A 19305-nucleotide genomic window follows, 5' to 3' on the forward strand; every position below is an offset into this window, starting at 1 on the left:
GGAGCGAACGCCTTCATTCGGTCGGGGAGGATTTTCATTGTTTCCGAAAGGAATTCATAATCTGCAAAACCGACTCATCATAAGCAAAGCAAGAGAAATGGGAATAACCTGCGAGCCACTTCTCGCAGAATGCGAAGATTTTCTGGAATTGTCCTATGGGGACAAGCGCAGAGTCATTAATAAAACCAGATCGCATCGTCTACCCTTGATCGCTGGACTGCTCGCTAAGAACAAGCAGGTATGTAATATGCTACTGCATGAGCGGGGAATGCCTGTGCCGCCGTTTATCGTTATCGAGGCAATGGGTGACAAGGCAGCGCAGTTTCTGAAACTGCATCGTTCCATTGTAGTGAAGCCGCTGGACGCAAGCGGCAGTGCAGGTGTGACACTGGACGTTCGAACAAACGAGGAACTGGAAGCGGCTATTGCCCGGGCGGGTACCCATAGTAACAGCATCATGCTACAGCAATTCATAACGGGTTTGGATTATAGGGTACTGATCATTAACGGGGAAGTGGCAGCAGTAAATGAGTATCGGCCTGTCTTTGTAGAAGGGGACGGCACCTCAACCATCCGGGCGTTGATTCGAATGTTGAATCAGCAGCGAATCCAGCAGACCCGTATAGGGAAGTTCGAGGCCTTTCCCAAGATTGATGAAGACGCAGAGCCTTTGCGAAAGGTTCTGCTTGGACAGGGAATCACGCTGGAGGAGGTACCTGCGGCAGGAAGAGAGATCGAGCTATATGATCTTCGCAATTCGGCCGCCGGAAACATCAGTGAGTTTTATGTGGACTGTACGGAAGCGATTTTCCCTGATAATGCACAAATGGCAATTAAAGCCGCAGAAGCTCTCCAGATTGATGTGGCTGGCATTGATATCCGTTGTGGGGATATCGGCCAGCCGCTGACAGCAGATCAGGGAGGCATTCTGGAAGTCAACGCATTGCCGGACCTGACGCACCATGTCTTTCCCTTTGGGGGAAACACACGTGATGTCGTCCGATTGTACCTGGAATATCTTTTTCAAATGGAACATCATTTCGAAAAGTCGATTGCAGAATAAGGGCAATTCATTGCCTGTTATGGCTCAATGTCCCGCTTACTTTGTTCTCGCTCCTATGGTGTGGTCGGTACATTCGAATGTGTGTGCCCACCCGCCGCAAGCGGTGGCATCCATCCAGCATTCTGCTGCTGGTCAGCAGTGCAGGTCTCTGGATGATAGGTCTGCTAAAGACTTGCCGGGGTCGGAACACCAGCGAATATGGCCCGATGGGCGGCACTGAAAGAGGTTAGTAGGCTCTCGGCTGTGCCATCCTGTTGGCCTTGTCCCTCGTTTTATTTATAACCCGAAAGAAGGTTGGCAACATTGTTCGAGATGGAAAACAGGCTCAGGTCTGAAGCAGAGCAGCAGGCGAATGTACACTCTTGTAAGCTGCTGCTCAATTGTTATCTCCGGGAGCTTGCGGTGGAGAAGGAAGGCGACATTCGGATTAATCCAGATGCGATGACGTACGCAGTTGCTTTTCAGGCCAGCGGGGTGACGATAACCGGACAATTAGCGTATTACTCGGCTATGGGTGAGCATGAGTACCGAAACATACAACAGCTTCACGGGCAAGCGGTGCATTATCAGGACCTGGTTCGCTGGATCACCCGGGAGCTGAGTGAAGACACGGCGTATGGAAACAGTCGGCATGAGCAAGGTGGGTTGACCCGTGCGGCTGCTGTGCGTGATTTTGTGGAAAAGGTAGATAACAGCGTGAATAATCTTGTGCTGTATATCGAGCAGGCTGCTGGACTTGGCATGTATGATTACTGTACTTCCGAACAGTCTCTGGTGTATGGTCATCCCTTTCACCCGTTTCCAAAAAACTCCAAAGGTTTCACTGAACACGACGTACGGATGTACAGCCCGGAACTGCGTACCTCGTTCCAACTCTGTTACGTTGCTGTCAGGAAGGACGTATACAGGCAGGAATGGGTAGATGATCCCACCAGAATCAATCTGCATGCCAGCCTGCACGGGCATGTGGAACAAGCTTGGGAAGCGGAGTGCGGTGAGCATGGGGATGAGTATGAACTGCTGCCTGTCCATCCCTGGCAGTTTAAGTACGTGTTGAGCTTGTCCGAGGTCCAGCAGTATATTCTGGACAAGAAACTCATTCCGATAGGCAGCTGTGGACCGAAGGCCTACCCGACCTCCTCGGTACGCACCGTCTATATCCCAGAGCTAAATTGCAATATCAAGCTGTCGCTGAACATACAGATTACCAACATGATTCGCACCAATAGTGCGGAGCAGATGCGAAGGACGCTGGACGCCTCCAGGTACGTCAGGCAGCAAAATTGCTTCGGTGCAGATCAGCATACGCAGATTGCCTATGAGACAGGTGTAGCCACTTGTGATTTTCAGGAGGAAGAATTAACGAGTTTGTTTACTGTCGCATACAGACCGATTGAGTTTGACCCGGAATGTACATATGTCCTGTCGAGTCTGGTAGAAGCTCCCTTGCCGGGAATGCAATCACGACTCATGACGATGTTGGGTGGCGTACGTGCTGAAGCCGAGCGCTGGTTTGCACGTTATCTGACCTTGTCTTTGCTACCCATTGTACGAGCGGCCGGAGAGCGAGGCATTCACTTTGAAGCTCATTTGCAAAATACTCTCGTGACGCTAAGAGACGGAATGCCTGAGGCATTTATCGTGCGTGACTTGGAAGGAGTCAGTGTCGATGAGGAGCTGATCCATGAGGTGGATACCGCTCCCTCTAGATTGTTGTTTTATCCACGGGACAAGGCTTGGGCGAGGACATCCTATTACTTTATCATCAATCATCTGGGTTCCCTCATTCATGCGATAGCAAGGGATGTGAACATACCGGAGGAGCATTTCTGGACAAAGGTCCGCGAAGTGCTGGTGAAGGAACTAGACCGAACTGGAAACGTATATGTGCAGCATTTGCTGACCGCGGACAGTTTTCTGGCGAAACAAAATCTGGTGAGCTGTCTCAGGGGGATCAGTCAGACCCCGGCGTATGTGCCGGTGAGTAATATAATGAACCGAATAGGGAGTGAAGTGGCGTGGGGTTCATAGGGTACAGGGCTGAGAAAGGTCACAAGACGGCAGTATACACGGATGTACAGGAACGGATCATGCGGCAGACGCTGGAAGCCATGTGGTTCGAGGGTGTCCTTGACTGTAAGGTGGATGGGAACGAATGGCGCACTGTGGGGCGGAACACGTCAGGGCAGGCTGTGACATACAGCTGTGAGGCGGAGCAGAAATTTTCATTTGGCCGAGTGAAGGTGGTGAAGGGCTCGATTCGAAGAGAGGGCGTGCCCTGCACCGATCTGGATCTGTTTCTGGAGGAAATGGTACTGAACCTTCTGGAGGGTGCGAATGTGACGGCCTTCATTCAGGAATTGCTGGAGACGATGGCGAAGGACAGTCAGTGCCGGGCTTTGCTGCCTGAGAAGATTCCGGATAAAGACCGACACTATGATGCCCTCGAAAGCCATATGAGCGACGGTCATCTCTACCATCCAAGCTACAAGTCGAGGCTTGGCTTCACCCTAAAAGACAATCTTGCTTACGGTCCAGAGTTTAACTCGGATGTGACCGTATACTGGATTGCCGTGAAAGAAGGACTTGTGCAAACGGCTCTCTCCACAGGCTACACGTCAGAACAGTTGGTGAGACAACATCTCACAGAGGCGGATATCAGCCGATTTGATCGGGTGCTTCAGTCGGAAGACACTGAGGGGAATCGCTATATATTCATTCCTGTTCATCCATGGCAATGGGAACACCAGCTGGAATCGGTGTTTGCCCGACAACGAATGAACAGAGATATCGTTTTTCTCGGCCCTTCGGCATCAGCTTATCGCGCCCAGCAGTCCATTCGTTCCCTGTCGAACCGAATGAATCCAGAAGCGCCTTATCTCAAGCTGGCACTGAGTATTACCAATACGTCCAGTACACGTATTCTCGCACAACACACGACCCAGAACGCACCGCTGATCAGCGACTGGCTGGAAGCACTCATTCGGGAGGATGAGTTGCTGCAACGGGAACAGTTTGCCATTCTGAAAGAAATCATGGGACTCTCGCTCCGGTACGAGAACTTGCCTGCAATTCAGTATGGACGTGCGTATGGCACAATCGGGGCGATCTGGCGTGAAAATGTATCTGTTCACCTGCAAGAAGGCGAGACAGCTTGGCCCTTAAATGCACTTATGCTAGTACAGTCGAACGGGGTACCGTTTATCCAGGGTGCAGTTGAGCGTCATGGCATTCAGAAGTGGAGTGAAGCCCTCGTTCGAAAGGTATCGCTGCCCATTATTCATCTGCTCTATGCACACGGCATTGCGCTGGAATCGCATGCCCAGAATATCATCCTGGTGCTGGAAAATGAACTACCGAAACGGATCATCATCAAGGACCTTCACGATGGTGTTCGCTATGTACCCGAGAAGTTGCTGAACCCAGAACGAGCCCCGAAGCTGCACCCCGAACCGGAGACCCATCACAAGTTCAATCGGTATTCCTTTATCTACGCAAGTGATGTGTCGGAAGTCCGGGACTATACGTATGATGCGTTCTTTTTTATCTGCATGACGGATATTGCGCTGACGCTGGAGAAGTTCGGTCTGACGGAAGAAGCGTTCTGGCAACTGTGCGCGGCTACGATTGTGGACTACCAGCGGGAGCACCCGGAGTATGAGGAGCGGTTCGACTGGTTTGATCTTTTTGCCGAGGATGCGCTGATTGAAGAGATGACCAAGCGCCGCCTGTATGGGGACGGGGAGTTGTATTTCCGTAAGGTCAGCAATCCGTTGAAGTTGGCGAAGGACGTTTTCGGATGAGAACCAACACGCTGAAGGAGAAAATTGAACGTAAACAGCCAGTGTTCGGCCTTTTTGTCTCTATCCCGCATCCGGTCATCATCGAGATGATTGGACATGCGGAGTATGATTTTGTAATTATCGACCTGGAACATGCCGCAACGAATATGGAATCGGTGGAAGAGCTGGTTCGTGCTGCGGAACTGGCAGGGATGACCCCGCTGGTACGCATCTCGAAGGTAGAGCGAGTAGAGATTCTAAAGGTATTGGATTGCGGCGCACAAGGTATCGTCATACCTCATGTAGAACAGCGGGAGCAGGTGGAGGAAGCGGTTCGTCATGCGTATTATCATCCGCTTGGCATGCGGAGTCTGAACAGTGGGCGACCGGGGGTATTCGGCAAGTATCCACTCACTGGGTATATTCAGGAAGCGAATGAACAGGTGATGGTTGTACCGATGATCGAAAGTGTGGAGGGCGTCCGGCAAAGTGCGAGCATTCTATCTCATCCCCAGGTGAGCTGGGTACTAGAGGGGGCGGCAGACCTGTCGCAATCACTTGGCGTACCGTGGCAGACGGAACATCCAGACGTGCAACGTTCGCTAGGTGCATTACATGAAGCCGCGAAGCAGTGCCAGGTACCGTATGCAACGGTGGCCAGAAGCAAGGAAGACATGGCGCTGTGGGCGGAACGGGGGGTATACATATACGTGTTGGGCGATGACCGGAATACGGCTTTTCGGGCGTACGAACAGAAACGGAATGACTATGGAAATGCGGGTGGACTGATATGAAATCAAGCGTATGGAATATGATCCATGAACTGCAAAGAGATAGTGAAGACCCGGTGTGTGCTTATGTCTACGATCTGGCTGGTATTCAGGAGCAGGTCCGTCACATGCTGCACACGCTGCCTGGAGGCATACAGCTGTTCTATGCGATAAAGGCCAATCCGGATTCCCGAATTATTGAGGCTTTGCTGCCCTGGGTTCACGGGTTCGAGGTAGCTTCCATTGGCGAGTTGCTCAAGGTGAGGAGCGTAAGTAGCGAGGTTCCAATCCTGTTTGGCGGTCCGGGGAAAAAAGAGAATGAGTTGAAGCAGGCTATCGAGCATCAGGTGCGTTTTATTCATGTGGAGAGCCTGCTGGAACTGCGGCGTGTCATCGCCATTGCTACAAGGAGAGGAGAGGAAGTTCGCATTCTGCTGCGGATCAATCTGAGAAGTAGCACATTGCCACGGACCCGGATTGTAATGGGCGGTGGTCCGAGTCCATTCGGTATGGATGAGGAGAGCGTGGAGGAAGCAGTCCGGGTCATTCGTGAGGAAGGTGCAGGTTCGGTGCGTTTATGCGGATTTCATTTTCACTCGTTATCGAACAATGTGGACGCAAGACTGCATGCCGAGATGATCGAGCTGTATTTGCAAAAGGCGGAGATGTGGCAGCAGACATATGACCTGCATCTTGAAGTAATTAACGCTGGAGGCGGGTTTGGTGTCACATATGATGGTAGCCCCGGGTTCGACTGGTCCCTGTTCACATCCCTGATTGAGCGAAGTGAAGCTAGAGGACGCCTTGCTTCACGCGGCATACAGTTGTATTTCGAGCCGGGTCGCATGCTTGTCGCTGACCACGGTTATTATGCGGCAGAGGTTACGGATATCAAAACATCGCATGGTCAGCATTTTGCCGTGTTAAGAGGAGGTACACATCATAATCGTCTGCCCGCATCATGGGGACACAACCATCCATTTCACATTATGTCTACGGACCGTTGGGGGCATTCGTTTGCAAGACCAGAGGTACGGGACAACAAAGTTCACGTGGTCGGAGAACTATGCACACCCAAGGATCGTATGCATTCAGATGCGGAAGTAGAGCGGCTACGTGTAGGCGATATTGTTGTGTTCGAGAAGTCGGGAGCCTATTGCTGGACCATCTCGCATCATGATTTTCTGGGTCATCCGCACCCGGCATTCCATTATTTGACGGAGGACGACAACCATGTCAACAGTGATGAAGCGTGCCAGTCTACAAGACGCTGAGCGCCGGATTATGGAGGATCTGATCAATGCATTTCTAGCCGAGCAATTACTTCCGCTGGAAGGGCATTCGTTCATTAAACTCTCTACTTCACCAGAACCGTTCCGCCGAATGTTTCTGGGGGATGGTAATGGAGGTCCTCCGCAGAGCGGACGAGGAATAGCTGACGGACTCGACGGCAATGTCGCAGGCAAGGATAAGCAGGATGAGAATGGAACAGATAGGCATAGTGGACAGCTTATGCTGCATCTGAAAGGGATTTTGTTTCTGGTGGAAGCAGGAAAAAGGCAGGGATATCAATGGGTACAAGGTTCACCTGTCTATGGAGAGACACCGGATGGAGGCTGGAAGCTTCTTGAATCTCCAGCAGTCGTAGGACAGGCTGTGCTTCGGATGACGCTTTCCGATGAAGCATACGCGCATCCCGGGGTTGCGGAATTCTTGGCAGGCGTGGAAATAGCCACCGAGCAATTGGCACTGGGACTCCAGCAGGTGCAGGGGCTGGGAGAACAAGTTCCGTTCAATGCCTACGATTGGTTTATCAAGGGAGAGCAGGTTGCAGCGCTGCGAGATCGTCCATTTCACCCCACCTCTAAGGCCAAGGTGGGATTCACAGAAGCGGATGTGGCCCGGTATGCAGCGGAATTCAGGAAGGAGATCCCGCTGCGATGGGTGGCTGTGCGTTGGGATGCCGTACAACAGGGATGTGGGGAAGGGCTGTCCACACTGGATGTACTGGATGAAGAACAGCGGAGCAGGCTGGAAGCAGAATTGGCCCGGAAAGGCCTGAATCTGCAAGAATACATGCCCATGCCAGTACATCCATGGCAGATGGAGCATATCATCTTGCCGCGTTTTACTGGAGAAATCGCGGACGGCACCATCATTGTACTGGATATCGAATTGGGAGAGGTGCAGGCGACATCGTCCCTGCGCTCGATGGCTCCGATGGAGGAATCCACACAGATGCTCAAGCTTCCGGTCAGTGTGTTGTCTCTCGGGGCCGCCCGCTATCTCCCGGTGGTGAAGCTGCTGAATGGTCTGGCTGGGGAGAAGATGTTACGACAGGCGGTGGCCTGTGATGAATCGCTCACAGGTAAAGTGTGGCTCTGCGAGGAACGGAACTGGTGGGGATACATGCCGGAATCCATGGGATTGTTCGATGATCATCCTCGCCATCTGGCCGCCCAGATTCGCATCTATCCGCCAAAGTTGCTGGAAGAAGGTGTGCAGGTCATTCCCATGGCTGCGCTTGGGGGGACGCTAGAAGGTCGCCATATGTTATCCGACCTGCTGGGTAGAGAATTAACCAGTGAAGAGGTCATGGGATTCTACACCGATCTGACGGCGTTATTCTATGATGTGGTGATGCGGCTGTTCAAGGTAGGCGTTGTACCTGAAATTCACGGTCAGAACTGCTGCGTGGTCCTGCGGGACGGACAGGTGAACGGCCTGTTATTCCGTGACCACGATTCCGTACGTTTGCATCAGCCGTATCTGGACAAACACGGCATTGCGGACCCAGGTTATCATATCCGGCCAGGATACTCGAACAGCTTGTATAATGAGACGATCCGCAAGCTGATCTTCTACGTGCAGTCGCTGGGCACGCAGGTGAACCTGGCTGCAATTATGGAAGCGCTAAGCGAGGTGTATCCTATCCCGGAAGCGAAGTTATGGGATATTACCGAGCAGGCGTGGAAGGAAGCGCTACGGGTGGTGCCGCTTCCCGAAGCTGACCGGGCCGAGCTGTTCCAAGCGGTATTCGAGAGCAGGGAATGGCCGGTGAAGCTCATTGTGCGTCCGCTGCTGGAAGCGGACGGGGTGCCTGGGGCGATGCCATCGGGCAAAGGCACAGGGCATAATCCTTTTTACAAAGGATAGAGTTGTGGCTAGAATGTTAGTTTAGATAGGGTGGGCGATGACGGAGGTGACCCGGTGTAATCGGGTTGCCTTTTTTAGGTAAGAGTTCATTGATAGCAGTGAGTGCAGTCACATAGACACATACAAAAACATGACTATAATGAACACATAGTTAAAATTTAGTCTTTATGGAGCTGACGGCTCCAAACATCTCACTTACAAAGGAGAGAATTCATCTCATGAGCATACATTTAGAATTGGATTCCTTGTCCGTTGAAAGGCTAGAAATGGCCCTTTCAGGACGACCGGGAATGTTCAAGTTGTTTTATGACACCGAGGATTGCGGATGCAATGGCGTACTTGTCATCTTGGTTGTCACTACGCCGAATGCAACTGATAAAGTAGTTCAGTCTGAGCCTTATTCTTTTTGGGTAGATCGCCAGCAGGAGCAGCAGTTCGATAGCAGAATGCGGCTTGAGGCAGACCCTAGTTACCCGTCATTCAAGCTAAGCAGTGATGCTGGTATATTTAGTAGCAACATTAGAATTAAAGATGTCCGCATAAAATCGTCTGAGGAGTGATATGGAATGGAAAAGGATAATAGCGATGGGTAAACCATCCATTCAGAACTAGCACCAAACTCCAAAAGACGAACCTGATCCAGCCCAATTGGAAGAGGTTCGTCTTTTGCGTTATATTCAATTCGTTCCTCCAAAAAACGACGTGTTTAGTGGGCTGCTCTGAAGTGGTACAATAACCTTTATGATAATCGGAGAAGGACGTTGAGAAGATGAAAAACTTGCTCGTTTCGGGCTATCGTGCCCATGAGCTGAATATTTTCAGTCAGAAGCACGAAGGCATTCCATATATTAAAAAGGCGATTGCAGGCAGGCTTATTCCCCTGATTGAAGAAGGGCTGGAATGGGTGATTACCCCCGGTCAATACGGGGTGGATTTGTGGGCTTGTGAGGTCGTTACTGCACTAAAACAGCAATATCCCCACCTGAAATGCTCTATTATGATGGCTTATCAAAATATGGAAGAAAAATGGAAAGATGACAAAAAGGAATATTTTCAGCAGATTTGTGCCGAAGTTGACTATGTGGGAGTAGTCAGCCGCCAGCCTTATCAGGGGATATGGCAACTTAAAGCACGGGATGAACTTCTTTTCCGCAAAACAGACGGTTTATTGCTTGTTTACGATGAGGATGCCGGAGAGGGCAGCCCACGTTTTATGAAGGAACTGGCATTGAAAAAACAACAGGCAGAGGGCTATCAGTATATCAGCATCAGCTCGGAGGATATCCAGAGCATCGCGGATGAAGAAAGATTATTCATGGACCTCTGATTTTTAAAGTATTAGCCCGGATTTTTGAACAAAAAGGACGTACTCGTCCCTTTACATTGATGTAAGCGCTATCATAGAATTTAAACAACAATAACTTATCAGTCACATAAAATAAATTTATTGAAAATACAAACCATGAAAGGAGCTAATGATTCAGATGAACAAAAGGTTTCGGTATGCTGCGTTGCTCTGTCTCGGTGTCATGTTGAGTGGAGTGGTCACCCCGATGGATAGCCAGGTCTCTGCTGCCTCTACGAGGCAAATGGAAAAGCTAAACCGTGGAGCCGTCGCTGTTAAGGTGCCTGAGGGTGTACTGGTGAGCTGGCGCTTGCTGGGCACGGAAGCGGATTCGGTCGGCTTTAATTTGTACAGAGGGACAAGCAAGGTAAACGATGCGCCGATTACATCGAGAACCAACTTTTTGGACAAGGCAGGTACGACCTCATCTTCGTATACCGTTCGTGCCGTGGTCAATGGAGCAGAGCAGGCCGCTTCCCCTGCGGTGAAGGTATGGAACAACAACTATCTGGATGTTCCGATCCAGCAGCCCGCGGGAGGCACGACCCCGGATAATGTGAACTACACGTACCACGCCAATGATGCCAGCGTAGGGGATCTCGATGGAGATGGCGAGTATGAGATTGTGTTAAAATGGGACCCTTCCAATGCCAAGGATAATTCGCAATCCGGTTATACGGGAAATGTATTTTTGGATGGCTACGAGCTGGATGGAACACGCAAATGGCGGATCGACCTGGGACGTAACATACGGGCTGGAGCCCACTACACACAATTTCTCGTCTACGATTTTGATGGAGATGGTAAAGCAGAGATCGTATGTAAAACAGCAGACGGCACGGTAGATGGTGCAGGTGTGAAGATTGGTGACGCTTCGGCTGATCATCGAAACACGAGTGGATATATTTTGAAAGGTCCCGAGTTTCTAACTGTGTTCTCAGGTGATACAGGCAAGGCTCTTAGTACGATCGACTATGTGCCACCGCGCGGAACGGTATCGAACTGGGGAGATAATTATGGTAACCGTGTAGATCGTTTTCTCGCCGGGGTTGCTTATCTGGATGGCGTGAGACCCAGCATTGTGATGGCACGTGGTTATTACACCCGCACCGTTCTGGTCGCATATGATTGGCGGAACGGGAACCTGAGCCGACGCTGGACCTTTGACAGCAACAGCTCCACCAATGCTGGAACGGCTGGACAGGGGAACCACAGTTTGAGCGTGGCGGATGTGGATGGAGATGATAAGGATGAGATCGTGTATGGCTCACTGGTTGTAGACGATAACGGAGCGAAGCTGGCTAACACGGGGATGGGACATGGAGATGCACTTCATGTTGGCGATCTGGACCCCGACCGTTCAGGTTATGAAGTGTTCAAGGTGAACGAGGACAAAAATGCCACCTACGGAGCTGCCATGTACGACCCGCGTAATGGAAATATTTTATGGGGCGTAAATACAGGCAAGGATACTGGAAGAGGCATGTCGGCAGACATTGACCCGCGGACCAAAGGGAACGAGCAGTGGGCACCGGGTATTGGTTTGCGTTCAGCCAAGGGGCAGCTCATTACCAACACGCTACCGTCTTCCATTAATTTTGGTATCTGGTGGGATGGGGATCTCCTCCGTGAACTGCTGGATCATACCTCATCAAGCGCTGGAAAAATAGACAAGTGGAACTATATGAACTCGACTACTTCCAACTTGCTTACGGCAACAGGAACGAGTTCCAATAACGGAACCAAAGGAACGCCGTCCTTGCAGGCCGATCTGTTCGGTGACTGGCGTGAGGAAGTCATTTGGCGCAAAAGTGATAATTCGGCGCTGCGTATCTACACAACACCATACGAGTCAGAACATCGATTCTATACGCTTATGCATGATCCAGTGTATCGCCTGAGTGTTGCCTGGCAGAACGTAGCTTATAATCAGCCGCCGCACACCGGGTTTTATCTGGGAGAAGGGATGTCCAAGCCTCAGCAGCCGAATATATATACTCCTTGATATGTCGTTCGGTAGTGGTCTGAAAGCAGGTAGAATGAACAAAAACAGAGAGGGCTCCAAGCTAATTGGAGCTCTTTTTGTCATGACAGCCCACAAGATAACGTATGATTTCCATAAGAATGGGAACATTAGTTCTTATTAGTGAAACATATGTATGAAAAAGGAGGCGGAATCTGTGAGTTCTTTAACGACTGAAGGTATGATCGAGCTCGTAACTAATGTCGGATTTCCTGCTGCATTAAGTCTAATTCTGTTAAAATACATCCTCGTCACTTTGAGTCGCAGATTGGAGGAGCTGGACCGATCTGTTAAGCAACTGTCGCTATCCTTGGAAGAGATGGAGGCAAAGCAGTTGAAACAGTCAGAACAACCGTCCCCGGCAAATACGGACAAACTTCGTGCAGAATGAACAAAAAAAGGCAAAAAGAAACAATTTAGCAACCCAATCGAGAAGTGAAATTCTTATAATGGAGACGTGTGCAGTTTATGCAGACATATGATTATGGAGGTGTATATGAGTATGAAAATAAATACGAAGCTATCCGCACTATGCATTGCGGCCACACTTATGAGCGTGGCACAGGCCGCCGCAGCCGCGCCCGCTGTGACAGCTCCAGCGGAAGCGACGCAACCGAGCGTGGCCAGTCCGTCCGCATCCGCCCCGGCTCAGGTGCCAGCACCAGCAGCGTCTGCGTCGGCTACGACGCCAGCCCCGGCGCAAGCGCCGTCGGTTCCAGCCGCCTCGACCCCGGCCGCAGCCGCAGGTTCTGCCAAAGCCGCTACACCCGCAGCTCCATCTGCACCAGTACAGCGTCCATCTACATCGGTAGCGCCAGCGGCTGCTCCGTCCGTACCGTCGACTGTGAAGCCGTCTAAGCCGCAACAGCCGTCCACTTCGGCGCCAGCAGCCGCGGCTTCCAGCGTGAAACCGACGCAGCTGGACAAGCTGAATCACGAGAGTGCGGTTCCGCTTGTGCTGGAGGCGCAGTCTCGTTATCAGTATGCGATCAATGGTGGCAGCCCGGTGGGTGAGTCGTTCCAGTTGAACGGTAAAAGCTACCGCTATCTGTCCGAGGATATCGGCACGAAGACCAAGCTGATCAGCTATCTGACGCAGGCCTACACAAAGCAGGCCAGTGAGCAATTTGTCGGTAAGTTTTTCGTTGAAGTTAACGGCAGACTAGCTCAGTTGAACGCAGATGGTGGCAATTTGCTAGAGTTCAACCGGGCTACGGCGAAAATGGTGACCATGACTCCGGTGAAGCGCAGCTATCTGCTGACCGTGCCTTATCCGCCAGAAACCAAGCAGGCGAATGCGAAAATCACCGTGAATTTTGAAAAGGTCGGCAGCTACTGGAAAATCAGCTCCGCGCCGCATGTCATTTTCTAAATTAAGATTTTGCAACAAGCTTCATATGGGGTAAAGTGATGTTAAGGCTTGTTTCGTAAGCCCCAATTCAATGCAGGGGAGTGCTGTGCAATGATGACACCCATCAAGGTAAAAGACGTTAAGGATATTGAAAAAATCAATCAAATCGTTTCGAATTATACCTATGATATCTGGATTCATGGCAAAAGCGGCATGGCAGATGCCAAATCCATTTTAGGCATGTATGTGCTGAAGCTGGATGAACCGCTAACTCTGGTTGTACCTGACAATGTTAATCCCAAGAAGCTGTTCAAGGAGTTGGAGGAATTTATCCATTTTCCTGCTCAAGAAGGATAAGAGGCAAGAAAGCACCTGCTCTATTACTAAAATAACGCAAAGAAGCCGTGGAACCTAAGTCCCACGGCTTCTTTTTTTAGTGTTCTTTCTCGTCCAAAAACGGGAGATTCACCGAATAGTACATAACCCCCATAAGCAGCACGCCGCCAACCAGATTTCCGAGCGTGACCGGAACGAGATTATGGATCACGCCAGCGACAGAAACCGTACCCGGATGATCCAGCACGAGCGCAATGGCGAAAGTACACATATTAGCCACACTATGCTCATATCCCGAAATGAAAAAGCAGAACACAAACAGCATCATGGCAAACATCTTTGCGCCATTTTCCTTCATAAACATTGGAACAAAAAAGGCAAGACATACCAGCCAATTACACAAAATAGCTCGGAAGAATAGCTGCATTGCAGGCGCTTCCATTTTATGCTCAACCACGCTCAGTAGAAAGCTGTTCACGCTGGAGGAATCAAACAGCCCGGTCAAGTAAATAAGGAGCGCAAATACCCCCGCACCCAGCAAATTACCGCCATAGCTGGCAGCCCATAATCGAAGCACCTGCCCCCAGCGCAGCTTTTTACGGAGCGCAGCATAAGTGTAATAGAAGGTGTTACCTGTAAACAAATCCCCGCCGCCGTAAGCGATCAGAATGATGGCCGCTCCGAACGTGAGTGCCGCCATGGGATAAGTGAATGGAGAATGCTCCATGTAAAAAAAGTTGCCCGTCTTGAAGGCTACAATAACGCCGAACCCGATGAACATACTCGCCAGCATGGAACGTGCCAAATACCGGAGTAGGCTCTGCTTGTAAATTTTGTACTTCTTCATGGCTAGCTGTTCGACATTGCGTAAGCCTTCCGTCTCCATATTTAAGGACAACCTCCTATTTTCTCATATGTAAGTCTTTAAACAGACTTTATTTTTTCCGAAACATGTCCAGTCTATCAGCAATCCTGTTAGCTTAACAAACCAAGTTTTTGCAGTCCGTACAAAATACCGTCTTCATCTGCGCGTTTTGTGACCATTTTAGCTGCGGCTTTGGCTTCATCACAGCCGTTGCCCATCGCGACGCTGTTATGTATAGCTGTCAGCATCTCCACATCATTTAAGCCATCGCCAAAGGCGTATTGATTTTCATCGGCAATGCCCAGTCTGGACGTAATTTCGCGGATGCCCTTCGCTTTGGAGCCAGAATGAGGAACAACGTCCACAGAACTCGGATGCCAGCGCACAAAGTCAAACGCCTTGAATACCGCTTCATAGAAAGGCTCTTCTTCTGCTGTACACATCAACAGCGTCTGATAAATATCTCTTCCTTGGAAATAGAGTGGATCGTATCCAACTGAAATCTTGGCCTTAAGCGTTTGGACCGATCTCTCCACAAGCTCATCGTTAGGGATATTGGCCTTCATATCCATATGATCCATATATACGAGAGCATGATTATGTGTGAGAGCCAGATCGGTCATCGCTTGCAACGCTTCTCTGTTCAGCGGATTGGTAGCGACCACTTCCCCGCGAAGCACGACATATTGCCCATTAAAGCTAACGTAGGAATCAATTTCTAACTGCTCGCGGATATCTTTGAACATAAAAGGCGCACGGCCTGTTGCGATGGCCACCTCATGTCCCAGATCTTTCAAAGCAAAGACGGCCTTTTCTGCCGTTAACGGCATTTTCTTGTCATCGTCCAGTAACGTACCGTCGATATCAAAAAAGATAATTTTTTTGTCTGACATGTCCATACACCTGACTTTCAATAATGTATTGTCGAAATGAACTCATATGGATTCATTATATCAAAGGAACTGCTTCTGAATACACAAATACGTATAAATCCTCATGAATGTCCGACCTCTATAGCTTACAATATGAAATAAGGATTACTGTAAAATATAATTTCTATCTCCTATTTTCTTAGATGGGATGTGATCACCATGACAAAAATCCAAGTCACACCGGAGCAGCTGGACAACGTGGCCTCCCAATTTGCCAATGCCCACGGCACACTGTATAACCAGTTAAACGGCCTGGATAGCACAATGAACCGCCTTCACAGCCAGTGGGATGGTATGGAGAGGAATCGTTTTTATAATGACTATCGTACGGCTAAATATACACTTTCTTCGGTATTACATAAGGTTCAATCCATTGAAATTGAGCTGAAAAGCATCGCTTCGAAGTTTAGAAATACGGATGGTGAAAGCACACGTGGCTTCTGGACAGCCCTAGCAGCGGCAATGAACGCTAGCGCAGCGCTGGCAGGCAGTGCAGAGGCTGGAGATCATGGTGGAGAAATTGCCAAGCAGCCAAAAAACATAGACGAATGGGATCAGGCAGACGCGGATAAATATCATCAATATGAGGAACTACTGAAAAACGCCGAGGCCATCGGCGACAAGCAGGTTATGCAGAAAATTCACGATCAGATGAATGTCCTGCAGCTGCAATATGAAGACTCGGTTACCCGTACAGATTACAATACAGGAGAGACCTCTAAGATCACATCAGATTCCCTTGTCGCCGTCACCGAACTGACAGGTAAAGACGGAAGCAAGACGGATATATCTATAGATAAAAAAGGGAATGTTGTGAGTTACGAGCAAAATACGGATAAATACGATTACTGGGTCCAAAAGCATACCCAATCCGCCGGAGAGCACGCTCTAGGTAAAACGGCCCAGACCGTCACCGGATATGGAATAGGTCTTATTTTGTCGCGCGGGGCTGGTGTTAGTGGAGCAGGTTCGGGCATCGGTTCTGGCGCAGCCTCCGGCTGGGGGGAACACGTCGTCGGCATTGGTGGCGGCATGCTCAGTGACAAAGTACTCTTCTCTGTACCCGATGAGGGCGAAACCCGTACCATGATCTACCGAACGAATAAAGAAACGGGACATATTGAAAATATGGTCGTTGTCACCAAAGGTGAGAATGAAATGGAGTATCGCTATTGGGAGGATTATAACTAGGTCTTGAGCTGTGAACGATAATAACGTGAATAGGAGTATCTATAAAAATCTACAGTCTTTTTTTCTGGAACAGGTGAGCGGCAGTTGGAAACTGTCAACTCGCTAGCTGGAGAAGTCGGTAGATTTTTTTGTTTACCAATTTTTTCTGAATTCCGATATATTAATATAGATAGAATACATATCCAAGTTATTCAAAATAAATGAATTTTTCGAAAAGTCGAAAAAGATCTGATATCTAAACGGCTGGAATAGTAGTAGCCGTGTTGTTTTAGGCGATAAAAGAAGTGAGTATGAAATTTTCATCTATGGTGGAGGAGTTGCCGAATGACTATATGGTTATTTAGAGCGGGAAGATCAGGCGAATATGAAAATAAATTTTTAAACGACGAGCGAGTATATTTAACATGGGACCATCTGGAGACTGATTTAAGAAATTTCAAGGAAAAACAACAGCTTTATAATTATTTAATGTCTGAATATGATGTTGAAAAAACTAATCGTGCACGCAATTGGGCTAGTCAAATATGGCCTATTGCTCATGAAATGAAGATTGGAGATTGGGTTGTTCTGCCTAGTAAAATAAAATCTGCTGTACATATTGGAGAGATTACTGGTGAGTATTACTATGACGAGAAACGGGAGAATCCATATAATCATTTTAGAAAAGTAAAATGGTTTGCAACTGATATCCCACGTTCTAATTTTGATCAGGATATTTTATATTCTTTCGGAGCGTTTATGACTGTATGTCGAATTCAAAGAAATGATGCAGAAGAACGTATTAAGGCTATGAGAAAGAACAATTGGAGAACATTAAACAAATATCACAAAGTCAAAGTTGATTTGAAATCTAATATAGCAGGGGATGAGGAATCTTCAATAGATTTGGAAGTTCATGCTGAAGATTCTATCATTAAGTATATTACTCGTAAGATAAAAGGAAACAATTTAACCACAATTGTAAATGCTATTTTAAAAGCAAAGGGGTTTACAACATACCAGAGTCCAGAAGGCCCAGACAAAGGAGTAGATATTCTAGCGTCGCAAGGAGATCTAGGATTCGGTAGTCCAAAAATTTGTGTTCAAGTAAAATCAGAAGAAGATCCTATAAGCCGCCCTATTTTAGATCAACTAGTAGGAACTATGCACAATTTCAAAGCTGATTATGGACTGTTGGTATCGTGGAGTGGATTTAAAAATTCTGTGGATAGAGAGATTCCTAATCAGTTCTTCAAAGTTAGATTATGGGATCAGAAAAAAGTTGTTGAACAATTGCTGGAGAATTATGATCAATTAGATGAAGAGATAAAATCGCTAATCCCATTGAAACGAATTTGGGTTATGGCTGAGATATCTGATTAGGTGAGAGCACGAGTATATCAGATAAACTGCTGATGAAGGGGGGGATAAAAATGATGGATATGTTCATTAAATATTATCAGAAAAATGTTACATTAAATGCTCTCGTATTTAGACATATGAAATTCTTGAATTTGATTACGCGTTGCACTCTTTTATTGTTTGTTTTTTCTTCGATTTTGCTAGCATTAGGTATTATATTAAGCTTGCTTACCTTACATATGGTTTTTAGTTGGATCACTATTGTTTTGTGGGGGGCATGTTTATGCATTATGTGTATGGCTGCCTTCGTGTTTAATAAAAAGGCAAAAGTGATTATAAAGGAACGTTATGGTATTCAAAGCAAAAAAGGGGCTTGGCAGACAGAAGAATTTTTTCAATATCAATTTAAATGTTTTCAGAGTCAACTCGTTTCATTTAACCTGTATCACGTGGGAAAAATAGAATTTCTAATTACCCTGATTGAAAAGGAGATTAGCCGAAGAAAACCTAAAGAATATATTGCTTCAGGTGTATATATTACGTTATTTGTTCCCTTGTGGGTACAATTTTTGGCGGCTATTTACAAAGGGATACATGTAAAGCCTTTAAATTTGGCTGAAGAAGTAATCATTTTTGTGGGCATTGGTATTGGTATTCTTGTTGCTGTACAAGTCTGGGGCAAGTATAAAGAGATGTTTGCAGAAACAATTGAACTGTTTAGAAATAATGAATCCCAATCACTAAGTCAAATCATAAAAATGTCGGAAAGTCTTTTACTTAAATTGAAAAGTGAGGAAAGAGGAACAGAAAAATAGAATCGACCAAGTAGAAGTGCAAATTAATTAGAACTAAACTTATAGATGGATAAACCGTGGATTATGGTCAAAGGCACAGTGCTTCTATTGAAATGGAAGGCTGTGCTTTTTCATTTTCGTACTAAAAATGACTGAATTCCGCTATTTAAGTAACATACAAAGATATATCCCTAAGAAGGAATAGTTTTTAATCTATCAACTCTACCATTTCACAGACTTGCAATTGGGGTACCAAATGATGGATGATAGAAGAGAGAGTTTTATGTAGAATATAGGGCTAAAGATAGAGAGGATACCAATAATAAATAGATCGGATTTACCGTATTTTTGTATAT

17 protein-coding genes are annotated in these 19305 nt (G+C 47.9%); 15 read left to right on the forward strand and 2 right to left on the reverse strand.

Annotated features, from left to right (window positions below; all coding sequences use genetic code 11):
- Positions 1-37 precede the first annotated feature (37 nt).
- From ACUYLD_RS18610 to ACUYLD_RS18665, 12 genes are all read left to right on the forward strand, one after another.
- Positions 38-1063: an ATP-grasp domain-containing protein gene (locus tag ACUYLD_RS18610; protein WP_446675699.1), complete on the forward strand. Its 1026-nt coding sequence runs from the start codon at positions 38-40 to the stop codon at positions 1061-1063.
- A gap of 312 nt (positions 1064-1375) precedes the next feature.
- The gene (locus ACUYLD_RS18615; protein ID WP_446675722.1) at positions 1376-3094 is read left to right on the forward strand and encodes an IucA/IucC family protein; all 1719 of its coding nucleotides are present in this window, start codon (positions 1376-1378) and stop codon (positions 3092-3094) included.
- A complete protein-coding gene (locus ACUYLD_RS18620; RefSeq protein WP_446675700.1) occupies positions 3082-4866 on the forward strand; it encodes an IucA/IucC family protein in 1785 nt (594 codons plus the stop codon). Before ACUYLD_RS18615 ends, ACUYLD_RS18620 begins: the two co-directional genes overlap by 13 nt.
- Positions 4863-5639, forward strand: a complete 777-nt coding sequence (locus ACUYLD_RS18625; protein WP_446675701.1) for an HpcH/HpaI aldolase family protein — start codon at positions 4863-4865, stop codon at positions 5637-5639. The genes ACUYLD_RS18620 and ACUYLD_RS18625 overlap by 4 nt, the downstream gene beginning before the upstream one ends.
- Positions 5636-6889, forward strand: a complete 1254-nt coding sequence (locus ACUYLD_RS18630) for a type III PLP-dependent enzyme (protein WP_446675702.1) — start codon at positions 5636-5638, stop codon at positions 6887-6889. Before ACUYLD_RS18625 ends, ACUYLD_RS18630 begins: the two co-directional genes overlap by 4 nt.
- On the forward strand, positions 6849-8771 hold the full coding sequence (locus ACUYLD_RS18635) for an IucA/IucC family protein (RefSeq protein ID WP_446675703.1): 1923 nt from the start codon (positions 6849-6851) through the stop codon (positions 8769-8771). The genes ACUYLD_RS18630 and ACUYLD_RS18635 overlap by 41 nt, the downstream gene beginning before the upstream one ends.
- 218 nt (positions 8772-8989) lie before the next feature.
- A complete protein-coding gene (locus ACUYLD_RS18640; RefSeq protein WP_069291208.1) occupies positions 8990-9331 on the forward strand; it encodes an iron-sulfur cluster biosynthesis family protein in 342 nt (113 codons plus the stop codon).
- A 209-nt stretch (positions 9332-9540) separates the two neighbouring features.
- Positions 9541-10098, forward strand: coding sequence for a DUF1273 domain-containing protein (locus ACUYLD_RS18645; RefSeq protein ID WP_061830563.1), 558 nt, complete (start codon positions 9541-9543; stop codon positions 10096-10098).
- Positions 10099-10255: 157 nt separating this feature from the next.
- On the forward strand, positions 10256-12121 hold the full coding sequence (locus ACUYLD_RS18650) for a rhamnogalacturonan lyase (protein ID WP_061830561.1): 1866 nt from the start codon (positions 10256-10258) through the stop codon (positions 12119-12121).
- Positions 12122-12296: 175 nt separating this feature from the next.
- Positions 12297-12530, forward strand: coding sequence for a hypothetical protein (locus tag ACUYLD_RS18655; protein ID WP_023987187.1), 234 nt, complete (start codon positions 12297-12299; stop codon positions 12528-12530).
- Between the two features lie 111 nt (positions 12531-12641).
- Complete coding sequence (locus ACUYLD_RS18660; RefSeq protein WP_446675723.1) at positions 12642-13511, forward strand: DL-endopeptidase inhibitor IseA family protein; 870 nt, start codon at positions 12642-12644, stop codon at positions 13509-13511.
- 90 nt (positions 13512-13601) lie between these two features.
- Positions 13602-13847, forward strand: coding sequence for an HPr family phosphocarrier protein (locus tag ACUYLD_RS18665; protein ID WP_023987189.1), 246 nt, complete (start codon positions 13602-13604; stop codon positions 13845-13847).
- 76 nt (positions 13848-13923) lie between these two features.
- On the opposite strand, the gene ACUYLD_RS18670 is transcribed toward ACUYLD_RS18665, so the two are convergent.
- Positions 13924-14712 carry a formate/nitrite transporter family protein gene (locus ACUYLD_RS18670; protein WP_029517571.1) on the reverse strand — a complete coding sequence of 263 codons (789 nt, stop codon included), beginning with the start codon at positions 14710-14712 and terminating at the stop codon, positions 13924-13926.
- Positions 14713-14801: 89 nt separating this feature from the next.
- Positions 14802-15584 (reverse strand): Cof-type HAD-IIB family hydrolase, encoded by a 783-nt coding sequence (locus tag ACUYLD_RS18675; protein ID WP_165179406.1) that lies wholly within the window; start codon positions 15582-15584, stop codon positions 14802-14804.
- Positions 15585-15782: 198 nt separating this feature from the next.
- On the opposite strand from ACUYLD_RS18675, the gene ACUYLD_RS18680 reads away from it, so the two are divergent.
- From ACUYLD_RS18680 to ACUYLD_RS18690, 3 genes are all read left to right on the forward strand, one after another.
- Complete coding sequence (locus ACUYLD_RS18680; RefSeq protein ID WP_446675704.1) at positions 15783-16814, forward strand: WXG100 family type VII secretion target; 1032 nt, start codon at positions 15783-15785, stop codon at positions 16812-16814.
- Positions 16815-17138: 324 nt separating this feature from the next.
- Entirely contained in the window at positions 17139-18176 is a 1038-nt protein-coding gene (locus ACUYLD_RS18685) for a restriction endonuclease (protein WP_446675705.1), read from the forward strand.
- Between the two features lie 50 nt (positions 18177-18226).
- A complete protein-coding gene (locus ACUYLD_RS18690; RefSeq protein ID WP_446675706.1) occupies positions 18227-18970 on the forward strand; it encodes a hypothetical protein in 744 nt (247 codons plus the stop codon).
- The last annotated feature ends 335 nt before the right edge of the window (positions 18971-19305 follow it).

It is taken from the genome of Paenibacillus sp. SER-28 (assembly GCF_052906305.1).